The sequence below is a fragment of the Microbacterium yannicii PS01 genome, from assembly GCF_000304335.1.
GTDB classification, from domain to species: domain Bacteria; phylum Actinomycetota; class Actinomycetes; order Actinomycetales; family Microbacteriaceae; genus Microbacterium; species Microbacterium yannicii_A.
Window position 1 is genome coordinate 16,657 of record NZ_CAJF01000041.1, and the last position, 16,388, is coordinate 33,044.

Below are 16,388 nucleotides of genomic sequence, written 5' to 3' on the forward strand. Positions count from 1 at the left end.
GGGCGATGCCTTCGACCGCTTCGATGGACAAGGAAGAGACGCTCGCGTGGCTGCGCCGCATCTCGGGCGACATCGCCACCGTCACCATCAAGCGACTCGAAGACACCCTGCCGTGGTACGCAGAGATGCCGCCGGCCCGCCGCTCCGCCGTCGGGCTGGTGGCGCAGGCGGGCATCACATCGTTCATCCAGTGGTACGACGATCCCGAGTCGACGCCCTGGATCGCGTCCGACATCTTCGCCGCCGCTCCCCGTGAGCTGCTGCGCAGTGTGAGCCTGCAGCAGACGCTGCAGCTCATCCGGGTCACGGTCGAAGTCACCGAGGAGCGGGTCGCCGGCAAGGGCGAGCACCTGCGCGAGGCGATTCTGCTGTACTCCCGCGAGGTCGCCTTCGCCGCGGCGGACGTCTACGCCCGTGCGGCCGAAGCCCGGGGCCTGTGGGACGCGCGTCTGGAAGCGCTCGTGGTCGATTCGATCCTCACGGGCGAAGCCGACGAGGAACTGCCCAGCCGCATCGCGGCGCTCGGCTGGCACGGGCACGGAGAGGTCGCCGTGCTTGTGGGCACGACCCCGCCGCACTTCGACGTCGATCAGCTGCGCCGCACCGCGCGCAAGCTGGGCGTCGACGTCCTGATCGGCGTCCAGGGGTCGCGTCTGGTGCTGGTCCTGGGGCGGGCCGAGGGGGCGGCCCGAACCGACGAGCCGGCTGTCGATCTGGCCTTCGTCGAGATCGCCAAGCGGCTCGAGCCCGGCTTCGGAACGGGATACCTCGTGCTGGGACCCACCGTCCCCGCGCTCGTGGACGCGGGCCAGAGCGCGCGCGCCGCCCTCGCGGGTTTCGCGGTGGCTCGGGCGTGGCGCCACGCGCCCCGCCCTGTCGAAGCGGATGATCTGCTTCCCGAGCGCGCCCTCGCGGGCGACCCCCTGGCCAAGCAGACCCTGGTCGAGCGGATCTACCGACCGCTCCAGGCGCACAGTGCCGACCTCGTGGCGACCCTATGGGCGTACCTCGACAACGGCCGGTCTCTCGAAGCCACCGCTCGCGAGCTCTTCGTTCATCCCAACACCGTCCGCTATCGCCTCAAGCGCGTGTCAGAGGTGATCGGCTGGGATGCCACAGGCCCCCGCGAGGCGCTCATCCTGCAGACAGCACTGGTCCTCGGATCGATCGGAACCGATGCCACACGTCGGCGCCCCTCGACGCTGCGCCGCACGCCGGCCTGATGCGGCGGCTCCCTCCTCTGTGCGGCACGCACAAAGCCCTCGGCGATTCTTGTGACGATGTCGCCAGAACCCGCCCCCTGATCCTTGACAGGATGGAACCGTGAGAATCGCCGTCTTCCCGGGCCAGGGCTCTCAGTCCCCCGGCTTCCTCGCTCCCTGGCTCGCCGTCGACGGCGCCGAGGAGCGACTGTCCCGCTACTCGGAGTGGTCCGGCGTCGATCTCGTCGCGGCCGGTACGGAGTGGGACGCCGACCGGATTCGCGACACCCAGGTCGCTCAGCCGCTCATCGTGGCCGCCAGCCTCCTGTCGTGGAACGCCCTCGCCGACCGCGACCGCTTCGGTGGCGTGGCGGGGCACTCCGTGGGCGAGTTCGCCGCGGCTGCTGCCGCCGGCATCCTGACCGAACAGGACGCGCTCACCCTCGTGGGCATCCGCGGTCGAGCAATGGCGGAGGCCGCCGCAGCTGCCGAGACCGGCATGAGCGCGGTGATCGGCGGCGACGAGGCCGCCGTTCTCGCGCGTCTCGAGGAACTCGACCTCGCGCCCGCGAACTACAACGGTGGCGGCCAGCTCGTGGTCGCCGGTGCTGTCGAGGCGCTGCGGGCTCTGGCCGCCGAGCCGGTGGGCGGCACCCGGGTCATCCCGTTGCAGGTCGCTGGAGCGTTCCACACCCGGTACATGGCACCCGCCGTCGACGTCCTTCGCGACGCTGCCGCTCAGGTGACCGCCTTGGATTCGGCCGTGACGGTCTGGAGCAATCGCGACGGGGCTCCTGCCCCGTCGGGTGCCGCCTTCGTCGAGCTCCTCGTGGATCAGGTCGCCTCGCCCGTCCGCTGGGACCTCTGCATGTCCTCCTTCGCCGACGCGGGGGTGACCGGAATCGTCGAGCTGTCTCCCGCGGGCACGCTCGTGGGTCTCGCGAAGCGCGCACTGCGGGGAGTGCCCGCCGTCGCCGTGAAGACGCCCGACGACCTTCCTGCGGCGACCGCCCTCCTCGCCGCCGACGCGTGACCGGAGAGAAATGACCCGCATGCTCGTCCAGCCCACCGGCGCTGCGCACACGCGCATCTACTCCTACGGCGCCGCCCGAGGTGAGATCGCCGTTCCGAACGCGGACCTGATCGGCCCGATCGACTCGAGCGACGAGTGGATCCGTCAGCGCACCGGAATCGTGACCCGCATGCGGGCCGTGGCGGAGACTGACGCGATCGATCTCGCGACGGATGCCGCGCGTGAGGCCATCGAGCGGTCCGGGGTCGACCCGGCACAGGTCGATGCCGTCATCGTCGCGACGGTCAGCAATCCCAAGCAGACGCCGTCCGTCTCGGCGATCGTCGCCGACCGTGTGGGAGCGAACCCGGCGGCGGCGTACGACCTCAACGCCGCGTGCGCGGGCTTCGCCTATGGCGTCGCGCAGGCGGACGCGCTCATCCGGGCGGGCGCTGCCACCTATGCGGTCGTCATCGGCGCCGAGAAGCTGAGCGATGTCGTCGATCCCACCGACCGCAGCATCTCGTTCCTGCTGGGCGACGGAGCCGGCGCAGCCGTAATCGGACCGAGCGACACGCCCGGCATCGGGCCCACCGTGTGGGGATCGGACGGCTCGAAGGCCGACGCCGTCGGGATGAACCACACCCTCACAGAGTTCCGAGACGGCCTCGCTCCATGGCCCACGCTGCGCCAGGAGGGCCCGACGGTCTTCCGGTGGGCGGTGTGGGAGATGGTGAAGGTCGCTCGGCAGGCGCTCGAAGCCGCCGGGGTCGAGGCATCCGATCTCGCCGCCTTCGTGCCGCACCAGGCGAACATGCGCATCATCGACGAGTTCGCGAAACAGCTGGGCCTGCCCGAGACCGTGGCGATCGGCCGCGACATCGAGACCACAGGCAACACGTCGGCGGCATCCATCCCGCTCGCCACGCACCGGCTGCTCGAAGAGCACCCGGAGCTCAGCGGCGGCCTCGCGCTGCAGATCGGCTTCGGCGCCGGACTCGTGTTCGGCGCGCAGGTCGTCGTGCTTCCGTGACCCCACCGCCCCCGACTCTAGACTGAGACCCGGCCCGCCCGGGCTCTCGAAACCCCCGAGAAACAGGAGAAACCCATGGCATTCACCACCGACGAGGTCCTCGCCGGCCTGGCCGAGCTCATCACCGACGAGACCGGGATCTCGGCCGACGAGGTCGCGCTCGAGAAGTCGTTCACCGACGACCTCGACATCGACTCGATCTCGATGATGACGATCGTCGTCAACGCCGAGGAGAAGTTCGGCGTCACGATTCCCGACGATGAGGTCAAGAACCTCAAGACCGTCGGCGACGCCGTCACCTACATCACGTCGAACCAGGCGTAAGCAGTCCCCGGTGGGGCTCGGCCCCACACCCCGGCTCGCTGATGCGAGACCCTCCGGTGGGGGCTGCGGCCCCCACCGGCTCACCTTCGAGGACCTTGGACCACATGAGCAACTCCCGCATCGTCGTCACCGGCATCGGCGCGTCGTCGCCCCTGGGCGGCACCGCACCCGAGAGCTGGTCGGCGCTTCTGGACGGCGCCTCCGGCACCCGCACCCTCGAGCATGACTGGGTCGAGAAGTACCAGCTTCCCGTCACGTTCGCGGCCCAGGCTAAGGTGCGGCCCGACACCGTCCTCGATCGCCCGATCGCTAGGCGTCTGGACCCCGCGTCGCAGTTCGCGATGGTGGCGGCCATGGAAGCATGGGCGGATGCCGGAAGCCCCGATGTGGAGCCCGAGCGGCTCGGCGTCGACTTCGCCACCGGCATCGGCGGCGTATGGACTCTGCTCGACGCGTGGGACACGCTGCGTGAGAAGGGTCCGCGGCGCGTCATGCCGATGACGGTGCCCATGCTGATGCCGAACGCCGCCGCGGGCAACCTCTCGCTGCACTTCGGCGCCCGTGCCTACGCCCGCACGGTGGCCAGCGCGTGCGCCTCGAGCACCGAGTCGATCGTCAACGCGGTCGAGCACATCCGTGCCGGCCTGGCGGACGTCGTCATCGCGGGCGGTACCGAGTCGGCGATCCACCCGATCACGATCGCATCGTTCGCATCCATGCAGGCGCTCTCGCGGCGCAACGACGAGCCGGCGACCGCGTCGCGGCCCTGCAGCGTCGACCGCGACGGCTTCGTCATGGGCGAGGGGGCGGGTGCCCTCATCCTCGAGACCGAGGAGCACGCACGCGCTCGCGGCGCGAAGATCTACGGCGTGGTGGTCGGCGGCGGCGTCACCGCTGACTCGTACCACATCACCGCCAACGACCCGGAGGGCCTCGGCGCCGCCCGCGCGGTGCGCATGGCGCTGGAGATGGCGGATGCCTCGCCCGATGACGTGACGCATATCAATGCGCATGCCACCTCCACCCCGGTCGGCGATCCGAACGAGTACCAGGCGCTCCGGGCCGTGTTCGGGGCTCGCGTCGACGAGATCCCGGTCTCGGCGACGAAGGCCTCCACCGGCCACCTTCTGGGCGGTACGGGAGCGCTCGAGGCGATCTTCACGATCCTCGCGCTGCGGGATCGCGTCGCTCCCCCGACCATCAACATCACCACGCAGGACCCCGAGATCCCGTTCCGCATCTCCGGCTCCGTGGTGCCCCTCGCGGACGCGCCTCAGCTGGCGATCAGCAACTCGTTCGGCTTCGGCGGCCACAACGCGGTCGCCGCGTTCGCCTCGGCGTAACCGCCCCAACGACAGACGAAGACGCCCCCGGAGACCCCTGACAAGCTCAGGGAACGATCCGAAGGCGTCCGGTCGTATCAGGCGGCGGCGATTCGCTTTCTCAGCGCCAGGAGTCAGGTCACCGGCATCCGGTAATCGCGCCTCGCCGCGCCTGACAACCCCTCGCCCTCACCCCACCTTGTGCAGCCAGACGACCGGTGCGTCGTCGCTGGCGTGGCGGAAGGGCTCGAGTTCTTCGTCCCACGCGGCGCCGAGGGCGACCTGGAGCTCGCGCTGCAGCTCGAACGCGTCGCCGCCGGCGATGTCCAGCGCGTACCTCACGCGATCCTCGCCGATGACGACGTTGCCGGCCGAGTCGGTCTGGGCGTAGTGGATGCCGAGTCCGGGCGTGTGCAGCCAGCGGCCGCCGTCGCTGCGGGGCGTCGGATCCTCCGTCACCTCGAAGCGCAGGTGCTCCCACCCGCGGATCGCCGTGGCGAGGGCGGCGCCGGTTCCGGCAGCGGCCTCCCAGTAGAACTCGGTACGGCGACTGCCCGCCAGGACGGGCTGATCCGCCCAGTCGAAGCTGACCGCCCGCCCAAGGGCACGACCGACCGCCCACTCGAGGTGGGGGCACAACGCGCGTGGCGCGGAGTGAATATAGATCACTCCACGCGCCTGGGGTGTCGCCATGATCTCTCCGTTCATCAGGTGCGTCTTCCCCAACGACCTGATTGCGACGGTGATCCTCGCGACGTGCTTTTCGGTTGTGCTGTCGCCATTATGCCCAGAGGACGGTCGAATCACAAGTGTGTGATTCGACCGCCCTCCGGTGGTGTCTCAGACGGGCTGTATCAGGCCTCGCTCATCGCCTGAACCGCGGCCTTGCCCTTCGCCGCGTAGTACGCCGCACGCGCCGCGTCGCGGCGGGCTTGCTCGGCCTGACCGGCCTCGAGCTCGTCCTGCGCGACCTCGACGTAGTCGGTCGTCGGCTTGCCGTTGTACTTCGCGATGTAGGCGTCGAGCTCGGAGCCCGACTCCCAGGAGGTGATGAGGCAGTAGCGTGGCTCGTCGCCGCGGTGCGTCGCCGCGTGCCACAGGCGCTGGGTGTCGATGATCAGCTGCGCTCCCGCGGGCAGGGCGATGCGGTACTCCACGCTCGGATCGGTGCGGTTCTCACGAAGGACGAAGAAGCTGTCCTTGTCGTCGGTCAGGTTGAAGAAGCCGCGCACGACCCAGCCGGTGCCGTCGGGGTTGAGCCGGTTGTTGTCGTCCTGGTGCAGGTTGTAGAGGCAGTCGGCGTAGGTGTTCGGCTGCAGCTCGATGATGCGGCAGCGTCCCACGTTGGCGCCGGGCTCCTGTGCACGCTCGGTGAGCGTCGGTGCCTTCTCGACCTGCGACGGGATCCAGACGCCGTCCTTGTCGGTGCGCGGCGGCGTGTGGTTCCAGAACCCGTTGCACTCAATCTCGCCGAAAGCGCTGGCGAGCGGTGCGAATCGGGTGTCTCCCGAGGACTTCCAATCGACGTACTCGATGTCGAGCCACTCCTTCGGGTCGATCTCCCTGTCGTAGGGATCGAGCACGACGAAGCCGGTCTCCTCGAGGGCGGCGGACTTGATGTAACCCATGACGAATCATGCCTTTCGGTCAGCGGGCCAGCACGTTTTTACAGGCCCAACTTAGGCAAGCCTACCTCGCGGCTCGAAACGCCCCCCGGTGGCCGGCCGCCTTCGGCTGGTGCGAGGACTCGGACCGTAGACTTGAGGAGCCATGGTGACTGCCACGAATGTCGACGCGACCGCTGTCAACACGATCGGATGGCTGTCGGCGGCGGATCGGACGATCGTCGTCCCTGTTTATCAGCGGCAGTATCGATGGGATATCGGCGCGTGCGAGCAGCTTCTCGCCGACATCCGCGCGGTCGCCGACCTCGACGATCGGCACATGCACTTCATCGGCTCCGTCCTCTCCTCGGCCAGTGGTCAGGGCGAGGACGCCGAGCTCGTCCTGATCGACGGGCAGCAGCGGACGACGACGCTGATGCTCCTCGTCGCGGCGCTGCACCATACCGTCCGCGACGTCGAGCCGGCGATGGCCGACGAGCTGCAGCGCGTGCTCGTCCACGCGAAGGATCGATCGCGCACCAAGTTGCGTCCCCACCAGGCCTGGGCGGCGGTGTTCGAGCGGGTGGTGCTCGATCTGCCGCTGTCCGACACCGAGCAGCGCGACTCCCGGTTCGACGACAACTACGCATTCTTCCGCAGCCAGATCAGCCTCGACGAGGCGCCGCGCATCTGGCGAGGCCTGCAGAAGCTCGAGCACGTGGCCATCACCCTCGGCGCGGGAGCGAACGCGCAGCAGATCTTCGAGAGCCTCAACTCGACGGGTGAGCCGCTGCGCGATCACGAGCTGATCCACAACTACGTGCTGATGGGGCTCACCCACGCGCAGCAGCGTGAGATCGAGTCCGCCTACTGGCAGCCCATCGAGCAGAACACCGGCGAAGCGATCGCCGACTTCTGGCGGCAGTACCTCACGATGACGACCGGGCGCGAGGTCACGATCGTGGGCGGACGCGGAGTGTACGACGCCTTCCGTCACGTGTTCCCCCGGTGGGAGTACGCCGACCTGCTGCGCGCGGCCGACGAGTGGCGTGCGCTGTCGCGCGTCTACCGCACGCTTCTGCAGCCGAGCCAGGCTCCGGATGCCGAGATCGCGCGTCACCTGGGATACCTGAACACTTTCGGCTCGAAGATGTATCCGCTGGTGATGCGGGCGTATCGCGACTTCGAGCTCGGGACGCTCGATCGTGCAGAACTGCTGGCGACGCTCGAGATGGTGCAGGCGCTGCTCGTGCGCCGGTCCGTGGTCGGCACCGGCGTCGACCGGCTCGTCGCCCGGCTCTGCCGCGCACGCGAGGGCGGCCCCGAGGAGCTCGTCACCGCGATCTCGCGCATCACACCCTCCGACGAGCGGGTCGCTGTCGCGCTCAAGTACTCCGAGCTCCCCCACGCGAGCTACATCCTCGGCCGGATCGCCGGCGTCGACGGAACGGGCGAACTCGATCTCGAGCACGTCTTCCCGCTCGCGCCGGGCGACGCCTGGTCGGGTGACGGAGTCCGCACGTGGGCCGCGTACAGCGAGGACGAGCAGAACAGCCACCGGGCGCTCGCGAAGACGCTCGGGAATCTGACGGTCCTCGAGGAAGAGCTCGCCCAGCGGGCGTTCGACCGCTCCTTCCCGGAGAAGAAGGCACTGTACGCCCGCAGCGCGGTCCCGGCGACGGCGGATCTCGCGAAGGCGCCGTCCTGGGGCACCGCGGCGATCGCGGCCCGCTCCCAGCTGCTCACGGCCCGATTCGTGGAGATCTGGCGGCGGCCAGGCGGGCCTGCGATCGACGACGACGGTCTCACTCCGATCCTCGACGCGGTGCGCCGTCGTGGCTGGCCCGCAGGCTGGCAGCGGGAGTGGTCGTACGTGGAGTACTGCGGTGAGCACTGGGAGGTGCACGACGTCAAGCACCTCTTCAACCGCATCTTCAAGCGGCTGTGGGCGGACTCCCGTGGGTCCGTGCTGACCTACAGCGCCCGGCGCGGCGGCCCCGTATACACGGCGGAGTCATGGAACGGGCAGTGGGATCGTCTCGACGACGATCATTCGCTCTACATGGGGTGGGACTCGAGCTACATGCTCAGCGCCGTGCAAGGGGTGCTCGACGAGGCGGGCCTGGCGCCCGAGGTCTTCGTCAAGTACTCGTACATCGGCGACGCGATGTGAGGACGCGGCGACGCCGCTCTCACCGGCTCACTCCGCTGTCAGATCCAACCGCGTTCCTGCGCGAGCAGGACGGCCTGCTGTCGCGTCTGGACGCCCAGCTTTCCGAGGATCGCCGAGATGTGGTTGCGCACGGTTCCCGGCGCGAGCGACAGCGCGCGGGCGATGTGGCTGGTCGTCTCTCCGTGCGCACCCGCACGCAGTACGTCGCACTCCCGGTCGGTCAGCGGGCTGCGCGCGTCGCTGAGCGCATCGGCAGCGACCTCCGGGTCGACGTAGCGGCCGCCGGCGGCGACGCGGCGGATGACCGCGGCGACCTCATCGGCGTCGCGAGACTTGGGGAGGAAGCCTGCCACGCCGGACGCGAGGGCACGCCGCAGCACCCCCGGCCTGGCATGACGGGTGACCACGATGCATCTCGTCCTCGTCGTCCTGCTCAGCCGCTGGGCGACTTCGACGCCGTCGAGGCCGGGCATCTCGAGGTCGAGCAGGCAGATGTCGGGCTGAAGCCGTGCCGCTGCCTCCAGGGCTGCTTCTCCGTCCGCGCATTCGGCGACGATGTCGATGTCGGGCTCGAGTCTCAGGAGAGCTGCCAGCGCGGAGCGGATCATCGCCTCGTCGTCGGCGAGCAGGACCCGGATCACAGGAGGACCGCCGGCTCCGCCGGGATCGTGACCGTCACCGCGAAGCCCTCTTTCCCTTGCCGCACCTCGAGGCGGCCGCCCGCCTCGGCGACGCGACGCTCGATTCCCTGGAGGCCTGCGCCACCCGCGGCATCGGGAGCGTGAGGCGCGACGTCATTCGAGATCTCGTACCGCCAGTCACCCCCGACTCGTGCCAGCGAGAGACGCGCGCGGCGACCTCCGCCGTGGCGCAGCACATTCGTCGTCGTCTCGCGGATCACGGGGCCCAGCTCCGAAGCCGGAGCCCGGTCGACGTCGGGTCCGACCGATGCCTCGGTGGTGATCCCGGCAGCGACCAGCAGGTCGCGAGCATTGGCGATCTCATCAGCCAGAGGAACGGAGCGGAAGCGCAGCGCGAGGTCGCGCGTTCCCTGACGGGCTTCATCGACGCTCTTGCGGGCGGTGCGCAGCGTCTGCAGCGCAGCGTCCGGGTCGCGCGAGAGGAGCTTCTCGGTCAGCTCGAGGTGCAGGGCGATCACCTGGAGATGGTGGCCTTGCAGATCGTGCACATCCGTGGCGACGCGGAGGCGCTCCTGCGTGGCCGCCAACCGTGCCGCGGACGCCCGCGCCGACTCCAGCGACATGAGCACATCCCACCACCACAGAGAGAGCACGGTGAGGGCGGGAAGCGTGGTGGAGTAGAACCCCATGAGCGCCAATCCCGACGCGTCGCTCAAGCTGCCGCTGAACACGCCTCGTGCGTCGATGAACCATGCACATGCCAGCAGGACCGTCGCCGCGAGCACCGCCCGAAGCCGTACGCCTCTCGGCCAGGACACCAGCATGAGGGACTGTGCGAGCGGCGCGAGTCCCAGGAGCCAGCTGCCGGTCAAGGTGACAGCAACAGCGCCGAAGACCATCGCCACGATGAGCGGCCACAGTGAGCTCCAGCGGCTCGACGGGCTCGCGGCATCCGTTCGGTGGCGATAGGTCAAGAGCAGCGGCAGCGTCGATGCCAGCCACACCAGGCCGCCGACTCCCAGGGTCACAAGGACGCCGGGCGGCAGACCTGCGTCGAGGAGCGTCGCGAGCCACACCAGCACGATCAGGAGCTCCAGGAAGACGATGGCCCATACCGTGTACCACCACGTCGCGGTGAAGTCGCGCCTCGCCTGCACCGCTGCCCGTTCGGCACCGTTCGGCGCAGCCTGCATGAGCTTGGCACGTCGTGTCACGGCCCCACCATACGGCCATGACACTTGTCACCGGTTGCGCGTGCGAAGCGACGGTATGCCGGTGACAGGCCGACACTGTCGCCGCCGCGGCGGGTCGGGTGAGCTTGATGCGTCCCCCAGTGGCGCCCGACCGGCGACCACGTGACCGGCAGGAGCCGCCATGAGCCTCATCGACACTTTCCAAGACCTCGTCGCACAAGTGCCCGAGTTCGTTCAACCGCTCATCGTGGCCGCCGCGGGGGCCATCCCGTTCATCGAAGGCGAGGGCGCCGCGACCATCGGGATCATCGGCGGCATCCCGCCCGTCCTCGCCGTGGTCGCGGCTGTCGTCGGCAACTTCCTCTGTGTCGCGGTGCTGGTGCTCGTCAGTTCCCGCACCCGCAGCGCGGTGGTTGCGCGCCGCAGCCGGACGCGGGACCGCCAGACGGTGCCGGAGGGTCTCGAGCCTCGGGCCTCCGGATTCGATGCGAGTCCAGAGGCTGAGCCGACGACTCCGCGTGCGGCGAAGTTCCAGCGGGCGTTCGAGCGGTACGGGGTGCCCGGTGTGAGCCTGCTCGGCCCGCTTCTGCTGCCGACCCAGTTCACCGCGACCATGCTTGCTGCGGCGGGCGTCGGCAAGGTGCGTATCCTCGTCTGGCAGGCCGCGGCGATCATCATCTGGACGACGGCCGTGGCCGTCATCGTCGGCACCGCCGTCTCCGCCGTGCGCTGACCCGAATGCGACGTGCCGACGTCGCCGAATCCCGCGTGTCGTCACGCGGTCGACGTCGGTGGTCGCCGGTAGGTTCGGAGTCGGGAAGGAACGCTCAGCATGCCTGCACGCTCTAAGAGGTCGACGACACGTCTGCCGCGCCACGGGAACGCGCTCGTCAGCGTCACCGTCCGCGACGCGAACGGCTTCCTTCACCGCTACGACGACATCGAGACCGACCTCGGCGCCGTGCAAGAGGCCCTTGCCATCATGCAGCTGAAGTCCGCCGAGATGGATGCCGCCCACCGCTCCGCGATGGGCGCCTGACCAAGCCCGCGCCTACGAGTCGAGGCCGCCACAACCCTTCGGGCAGTGGCGGCCTCGACTCGTAGGGCGGGTGGGACTTGTCCCCGCCTCCCCTCCGCTCGCGACTTCGTCGCGGGCGGAGCCTCCGGCGGCGGGGGCCTACCCACGAGTGCATCCGCGCGACACCGCGCCTGCGAGTCGAGGCCGCCACAACCCTTCGGGAAGTGGCGGCCTCGACTCGTAGGGCGGGTGGGACTTGAACCCACGATCGTCGGGTTATGAGCCCGCTGCCTTGACCAGCTTGGCCACCGCCCCGCGCAGAGTGCGCCCCTCGAGCTTATCGTCGCCGGCGATGCGGCCCGCGCTGATCAACGGGATTCAGCGGTGCCCGGGGTCGTCCGCAGGATCCTTGACGGGCGGCTCGGGCCACACCTTGGCAACAGCCTCCGAGACACGCACGGACCCCGTGCGCGGGTGCGCGGCATCCGTCGCATCTCCGCTGCTGCCCCGCTGGATCGGAAGCTCCTGGCTGTCGCTGACGATCTGCGGGTGGTAGCGGGCGAGCTGGAAGACGCCCCAGACGGCCACAGCACCCACGACACCGAAGGCGATGTAGACCCACAGCGGCGCGCCGCTGGCCTCACCGAGCACGAAAAGGCCGATGAGGATCGCGACGATCGGATCGATCACCGTCAGGCCGGCGACGACGAGATCCGGGGGGCCCGACGAGTAGGCCGTCTGCACGAAGTACGCGCCGACGATCGCACCCACGATGAGGGCGACGAGGCACAGGACGGTGAGCCAGTCGAAGTTGCTGTCCTTGATGCGCTCGATGACCACCTTGGCGAGTGTGGCGACGAATCCGTAGATGACGCCCGCAGCCAGGATGTAGAACAGCGCACCCATGCGCTTGCGCAGCCAGGCCCACAGGCCGGCGAACACGATCGTCACGACGCCGAGCAGGATCAGGATGATGATCAGCTGCTGATTCGACACCGGCTTCTCGGTCGCGAACAGCGCCGCGATGGTGACGAAGACGAACACCCCGCCCACGCAGGCGCCGATCGCGATGAGCGAGCGCTTGGTCGGACGGTGTCCGCTGATCTGAGCGTTCAGCAGCGTCGTGATGACCAGCGCGATCGCGCCGAGCGGCTGGACCACGATCAGAGGTGCCACGGCGAGCGCCGACAGCTGGCAGAGGATCGCGACGGCCAGCATCAGCGTCCCGATGACCCATGACGGTCGCGACAGCAGTTTGAACAGCTGGCCGGCCCCGAGTCCTTGGTGAGCCGTCGCGCCGCTCATCTGCTCCACCTTGGTGACGCCGCGGTGCTGATACTGGGCGCCGAACGACATGAAGACCGCGCCCAGCAGGGCCAGCGGAATGCCGATCAGCAGGCCGGGATTCTGGAACGCGCCGACCAGCTGGTCGCCGACGTCCTCGAGCTCAGCCACCGTCCACCACACCCTCCGACACTAACGTGGGATACCGCTCGATAGGCTCAAGGCGTGGCTGTTCTCCCGATTCGCATCATGGGCGATCCCGTCCTCCACTCCCCCGCATCACGCGTGGACGAGATCACGGATGAGGTCCGCGCACTCGTCGACGACATGTTCGAGACCATGGACACGGCGCCCGGAGTCGGGCTCGCCGCCCCGCAGGTCGGCGTGCCGCTGCGGATCTACGTGTACGCCTATGTCGACGACGAAGATCGACCGTGGCGGGGCGCGATCGTCAATCCCGAGCTGTGGATGCGTCCTCTCGAGCCGGGCGATCCCGATCCCGACGAGGAGGCCGAGGGTTGTCTCTCGTTCCCCGGCGAACGGTTCCCGCTGCGCCGATCCGACGAAGTGCTCGTGACGGGCACCGGACTGGACGGCGAGAAGGTGCGGATCCAGGTCTCGGGCTGGCGCGCGCGGATCATGCAGCACGAGTTCGACCACCTCGACGGCATCCTCTATGTCGATCGCCTCGGCGACGGCGACTGGAAGACCGTTCAGAAGATCGCTCGCAAACGCGGGTGGGGCAGACCGGGTGCCGCCTGGCTGCCGGGAGTCGACGACCTGGACGCCTGACGCTTCCTTCGGCCCCTGACGGCCGCGCCAAATGAGGAAGGCCTCGAGGGTGGAGCCCCGAGGCCTTCGCTCCCCCACTTGGACTCGAACCAAGAACCTATCGGTTAACAGCCGATTGCTCTGCCAATTGAGCTATGGAGGAATGTCCGCACTCTCGTGCGGGCAACCCGTTTATATTAGCAAAGCCGAAGGGGTGCTCATGACATCCGGCGGCGATTCATGAGCTGACGAGTCGTCGATCCGCGCCGGCGCTGGGAGTCCAGAGAAGATCGTCCGGTCCATGCCCGAAAGCGACGGCGTGGCCGCCGCGGAGCACGAGGAGATCGGCATCGAGCTCGCGCACGACGTCGGGCTCATTCGTGACCACCAGCATCGCCATGCCGAGCTCCCGGCGTCGACGCACGAGTGCGGCCCGTGCCACTTTCCGAACCTCGACGTCGAGGTTCGAGAAGGGCTCATCGGCCAGGAGCACGCGCGGCTGCAGCACCAGTGCCCGGGCCAGCGCCACCCTCTGGCGCATTCCCGCGCTGAGCTCGTACGGGTATTTGGCCGCGGCGCCCAGCGGCAGCATCAGCTCGTCCAGCAGGCTGGCGACGCGTACCGCGAGACCCCGCGGGTTCACCGTCCGGTCTCGGCTGGTGATGGGCTCGCCGATGACTTCGGCGACCGTGAGTCGTGCGGGCAGGCGGGCACCGGCGGATTGAGGCAGATAGCCGGTGTAGTACGTCAGCAGGCGGTGGTCGCGACCCGGGTGTCGCACCGGAATTCCCTCTACGAGCGCGTCGCCCCCGACGACTGCGAGCCCCGGCTCGTCCGCTCCGGAGAGCACGGCGGCCAGCGACGACTTTCCGGCGCCGGTGGGCCCCATGATCGCGAGGGTGCCACCGTGCGGCAGCACGAACGAGACGCCGTCGATCACGCGCTGGGAGTGACTGCCGCGTCCCGATCGGGCGACCGACAGATCGGTGCACCGGATCGCGACATCGGCTTCTCGACGACGAGGCATGAGTTCATCCTGCCGTGCGCCGACGAGGTGCGCCAGCCGAGCGCACCGCCTCACGCCTGGTCGACGAGTGACTGCCGCTGGGCGTCGAGCTCGCGAAGCCGCAGGCGGATGACCCGACCCTGCTCGGAATCGGCCGGCACCCGCTGAATGGCGCCGAGCAGTTCGTTCTTCTCGCTCTCGACCGCGCGCATGACGAGGCGCCGGGCGAGGTCGTGGGACGAGGCGACGGCCTCCTCATCGTTGAGCGCGGGGAAGTCTCCGGCCAGGAGCTCGGCCGCGAGCGATCGGTACGGCTCTCGCACGGTCGACACGGCATCCACCGCCCATCCGGGACGCTGCTTGTCGGGCGCGCCCAGGACCGCCACACGGACCGCGTCCAGAGCGGGATGGCGGAAGGGAAGCTCCAGCGCACGCGACACGACGGCGGCGTCCATGCGGTGCCCGAACTGCAGCACACCCATGAGGGCGTTCCGTTCGAGCACCGCGTCGGGATTCCTGGGCAATGATGCGAGCGAGACACGCATCGCCGTCTCGTCGGCCGGTGCGCGAGAGGCCGGACCCGGAGCTGCATCTCTGCGTCCCCCGGTGCCGTCACGGCCCGCGTGGCCGACCTCGCGGCGCACCGCCTCGGTGTCCATGCCGAGGCGACGAGCAAGCACGCGCACATACTCCGGCTGCAGCAGCGGGTCGCGCATCTCGGCGACGACCGGGGCAGCTGCCCGCAGGGCGCCGACCCGACCCTCGACGCTGGCGAGGTCGTAGCCCGCGATGCGCTGGTCGAGCACGAACTCGACCATCGGGACCTTCGTCTCGATGAGCGCGCGCACCGCGCCGTCGCCCCGCGCCAGGCGGAGGTCGCACGGGTCGAGACCCTCGGGCCCGGTCGCGACGTAGGTCTGGGCGTTGAAGCGCTTGGCCTCGGCGAAAGCGCGCAACGCGGCCTTCTGACCCGCGGCATCCGGATCGAAGGTGAAGACCACCTCGCCCGCCGTCGAATCGTCGCCCATCACGCGGCGCAGCATCGTGATGTGGTCGGAGCCGAATGCGGTGCCGCACGTCGCGATCGCCGTAGTGATCCCCGCGAGGTGACAGGCCATCACGTCGGTGTAGCCCTCGACGACGACGACCCGGTGCGCGCGGGAGATGTCGCGCTTGGCGAGGTCGAGCCCGTACAGGACCTGCGCCTTCTTGTAGATCGCGGTCTCGGGCGTGTTCAGGTACTTGGGCCCGTTGTCGTCGTCGTAGAGACGGCGAGCGCCGAACCCGATGACCTGACCTGTGACGTCTCGAATGGGCCACACCACGCGCCCGCGGAACCGGTCGTACACGCCTCGCTGGCCCTGCGAGACGAGTCCCGCCGAGCTGAGCTCCTCGTCGCTGTACCCCTGCGCGCGCAGCGCGGAGTGCATGCCCGACCATCCTTTCGGCGCGTAGCCCACGCCGAAGTGCGCCGCGGCACCCGCGTCGAAGCCGCGCTGACCCAGGAAGCGACGGGCGGCGTCCGCCTCGCCCGTGGCCAGCTGCCCGCGGAAGAACTCCGCCGCTGCGGCATTCGCTGCGTACAGCCGTGCGCGCCCTGTGCTCTCGGGGGCGGCGGCTCCGCCGTCCTCGTAGTGCAGCGTGTAGCCGACGCGGGCGGCGAGGCGCTCGACGGCTTCGGTGAAGGTGACGTGATCCATGGCGCGCAGGAACGAGTACACGTCGCCCGATTCCCCGCACCCGAAGCAGTGGTAGAAGCCGGCCTGCGGACGGACGTTGAAGCTCGGGCTGCGCTCGTCGTGGAA

Annotated in this window: 16 protein-coding genes and 2 tRNA genes; 9 read left to right on the forward strand and 9 right to left on the reverse strand. The window is 69.3% G+C overall.

Annotated elements, in window-relative coordinates:
- Positions 1-5 precede the first annotated feature (5 nt).
- The 5 genes from WYM_RS17300 (at position 6) to WYM_RS17320 (ending at position 4,914) form a co-directional block, all read left to right on the forward strand.
- Positions 6-1,223 carry a PucR family transcriptional regulator gene (locus tag WYM_RS17300; RefSeq protein WP_019182107.1) on the forward strand — a complete coding sequence of 406 codons (1,218 nt, stop codon included), beginning with the start codon at positions 6-8 and terminating at the stop codon, positions 1,221-1,223.
- Positions 1,224-1,323: 100 nt separating this feature from the next.
- Positions 1,324-2,235, forward strand: coding sequence for an ACP S-malonyltransferase (locus WYM_RS17305; protein WP_019182108.1), 912 nt, complete (start codon positions 1,324-1,326; stop codon positions 2,233-2,235).
- A gap of 10 nt (positions 2,236-2,245) precedes the next feature.
- Positions 2,246-3,247 (forward strand): beta-ketoacyl-ACP synthase III, encoded by a 1,002-nt coding sequence (locus WYM_RS17310; protein ID WP_019182109.1) that lies wholly within the window; start codon positions 2,246-2,248, stop codon positions 3,245-3,247.
- 75 nt (positions 3,248-3,322) lie between these two features.
- Complete coding sequence (locus WYM_RS17315; protein ID WP_019182110.1) at positions 3,323-3,571, forward strand: acyl carrier protein; 249 nt, start codon at positions 3,323-3,325, stop codon at positions 3,569-3,571.
- A gap of 104 nt (positions 3,572-3,675) precedes the next feature.
- Entirely contained in the window at positions 3,676-4,914 is a 1,239-nt protein-coding gene (locus WYM_RS17320; RefSeq protein ID WP_019182111.1) for a beta-ketoacyl-[acyl-carrier-protein] synthase family protein, read from the forward strand.
- A 168-nt stretch (positions 4,915-5,082) separates the two neighbouring features.
- Here WYM_RS17320 and WYM_RS17325 read toward each other — a convergent pair whose 3' ends face one another.
- The gene (locus tag WYM_RS17325) at positions 5,083-5,586 is read right to left on the reverse strand and encodes a DUF3145 domain-containing protein (protein WP_026059904.1); all 504 of its coding nucleotides are present in this window, start codon (positions 5,584-5,586) and stop codon (positions 5,083-5,085) included.
- 161 nt (positions 5,587-5,747) lie between these two features.
- The gene (locus tag WYM_RS17330) at positions 5,748-6,521 is read right to left on the reverse strand and encodes a hypothetical protein (protein ID WP_019182113.1); all 774 of its coding nucleotides are present in this window, start codon (positions 6,519-6,521) and stop codon (positions 5,748-5,750) included.
- Between the two features lie 142 nt (positions 6,522-6,663).
- On the opposite strand from WYM_RS17330, the gene WYM_RS17335 reads away from it, so the two are divergent.
- Positions 6,664-8,670 carry a DUF262 domain-containing protein gene (locus WYM_RS17335; protein WP_019182114.1) on the forward strand — a complete coding sequence of 669 codons (2,007 nt, stop codon included), beginning with the start codon at positions 6,664-6,666 and terminating at the stop codon, positions 8,668-8,670.
- 38 nt (positions 8,671-8,708) lie between these two features.
- On the opposite strand, the gene WYM_RS17340 is transcribed toward WYM_RS17335, so the two are convergent.
- A complete protein-coding gene (locus tag WYM_RS17340) occupies positions 8,709-9,311 on the reverse strand; it encodes a response regulator (protein ID WP_019182115.1) in 603 nt (200 codons plus the stop codon).
- Entirely contained in the window at positions 9,308-10,525 is a 1,218-nt protein-coding gene (locus WYM_RS17345; RefSeq protein WP_237739448.1) for a sensor histidine kinase, read from the reverse strand. The genes WYM_RS17340 and WYM_RS17345 overlap by 4 nt, the downstream gene beginning before the upstream one ends.
- 160 nt (positions 10,526-10,685) lie before the next feature.
- Here WYM_RS17345 and WYM_RS17350 point away from each other — a divergent pair, with 160 nt between their 5' ends.
- Complete coding sequence (locus WYM_RS17350) at positions 10,686-11,237, forward strand: hypothetical protein (RefSeq protein WP_019182117.1); 552 nt, start codon at positions 10,686-10,688, stop codon at positions 11,235-11,237.
- A gap of 99 nt (positions 11,238-11,336) precedes the next feature.
- Complete coding sequence (locus WYM_RS17355; protein ID WP_019182118.1) at positions 11,337-11,543, forward strand: hypothetical protein; 207 nt, start codon at positions 11,337-11,339, stop codon at positions 11,541-11,543.
- Positions 11,544-11,763: 220 nt separating this feature from the next.
- Here the strand turns inward: WYM_RS17355 and WYM_RS17360 are convergent.
- Positions 11,764-11,837 (reverse strand) — tRNA-Ile (locus WYM_RS17360).
- Between the two features lie 63 nt (positions 11,838-11,900).
- Positions 11,901-12,989: a DMT family transporter gene (locus tag WYM_RS17365; protein WP_019182119.1), complete on the reverse strand. Its 1,089-nt coding sequence runs from the start codon at positions 12,987-12,989 to the stop codon at positions 11,901-11,903.
- A gap of 42 nt (positions 12,990-13,031) precedes the next feature.
- Between WYM_RS17365 and def the strand changes: the two genes are divergently transcribed.
- Positions 13,032-13,598 carry a peptide deformylase gene (gene def / locus WYM_RS17370; protein ID WP_019182120.1) on the forward strand — a complete coding sequence of 189 codons (567 nt, stop codon included), beginning with the start codon at positions 13,032-13,034 and terminating at the stop codon, positions 13,596-13,598.
- 69 nt (positions 13,599-13,667) lie between these two features.
- On the opposite strand, the gene WYM_RS17375 is transcribed toward def, so the two are convergent.
- The 3 genes from WYM_RS17375 to dnaG form a co-directional block, all read right to left on the reverse strand.
- Positions 13,668-13,740, reverse strand: a tRNA-Asn gene (locus tag WYM_RS17375).
- A 75-nt stretch (positions 13,741-13,815) separates the two neighbouring features.
- Entirely contained in the window at positions 13,816-14,604 is a 789-nt protein-coding gene (locus WYM_RS17380; protein ID WP_019182121.1) for an ATP-binding cassette domain-containing protein, read from the reverse strand.
- Positions 14,605-14,654: 50 nt separating this feature from the next.
- The coding region (dnaG, locus tag WYM_RS17385) for a DNA primase (protein WP_019182122.1) at positions 14,655-16,388 on the reverse strand (1,734 nt) is incomplete at its 5' end.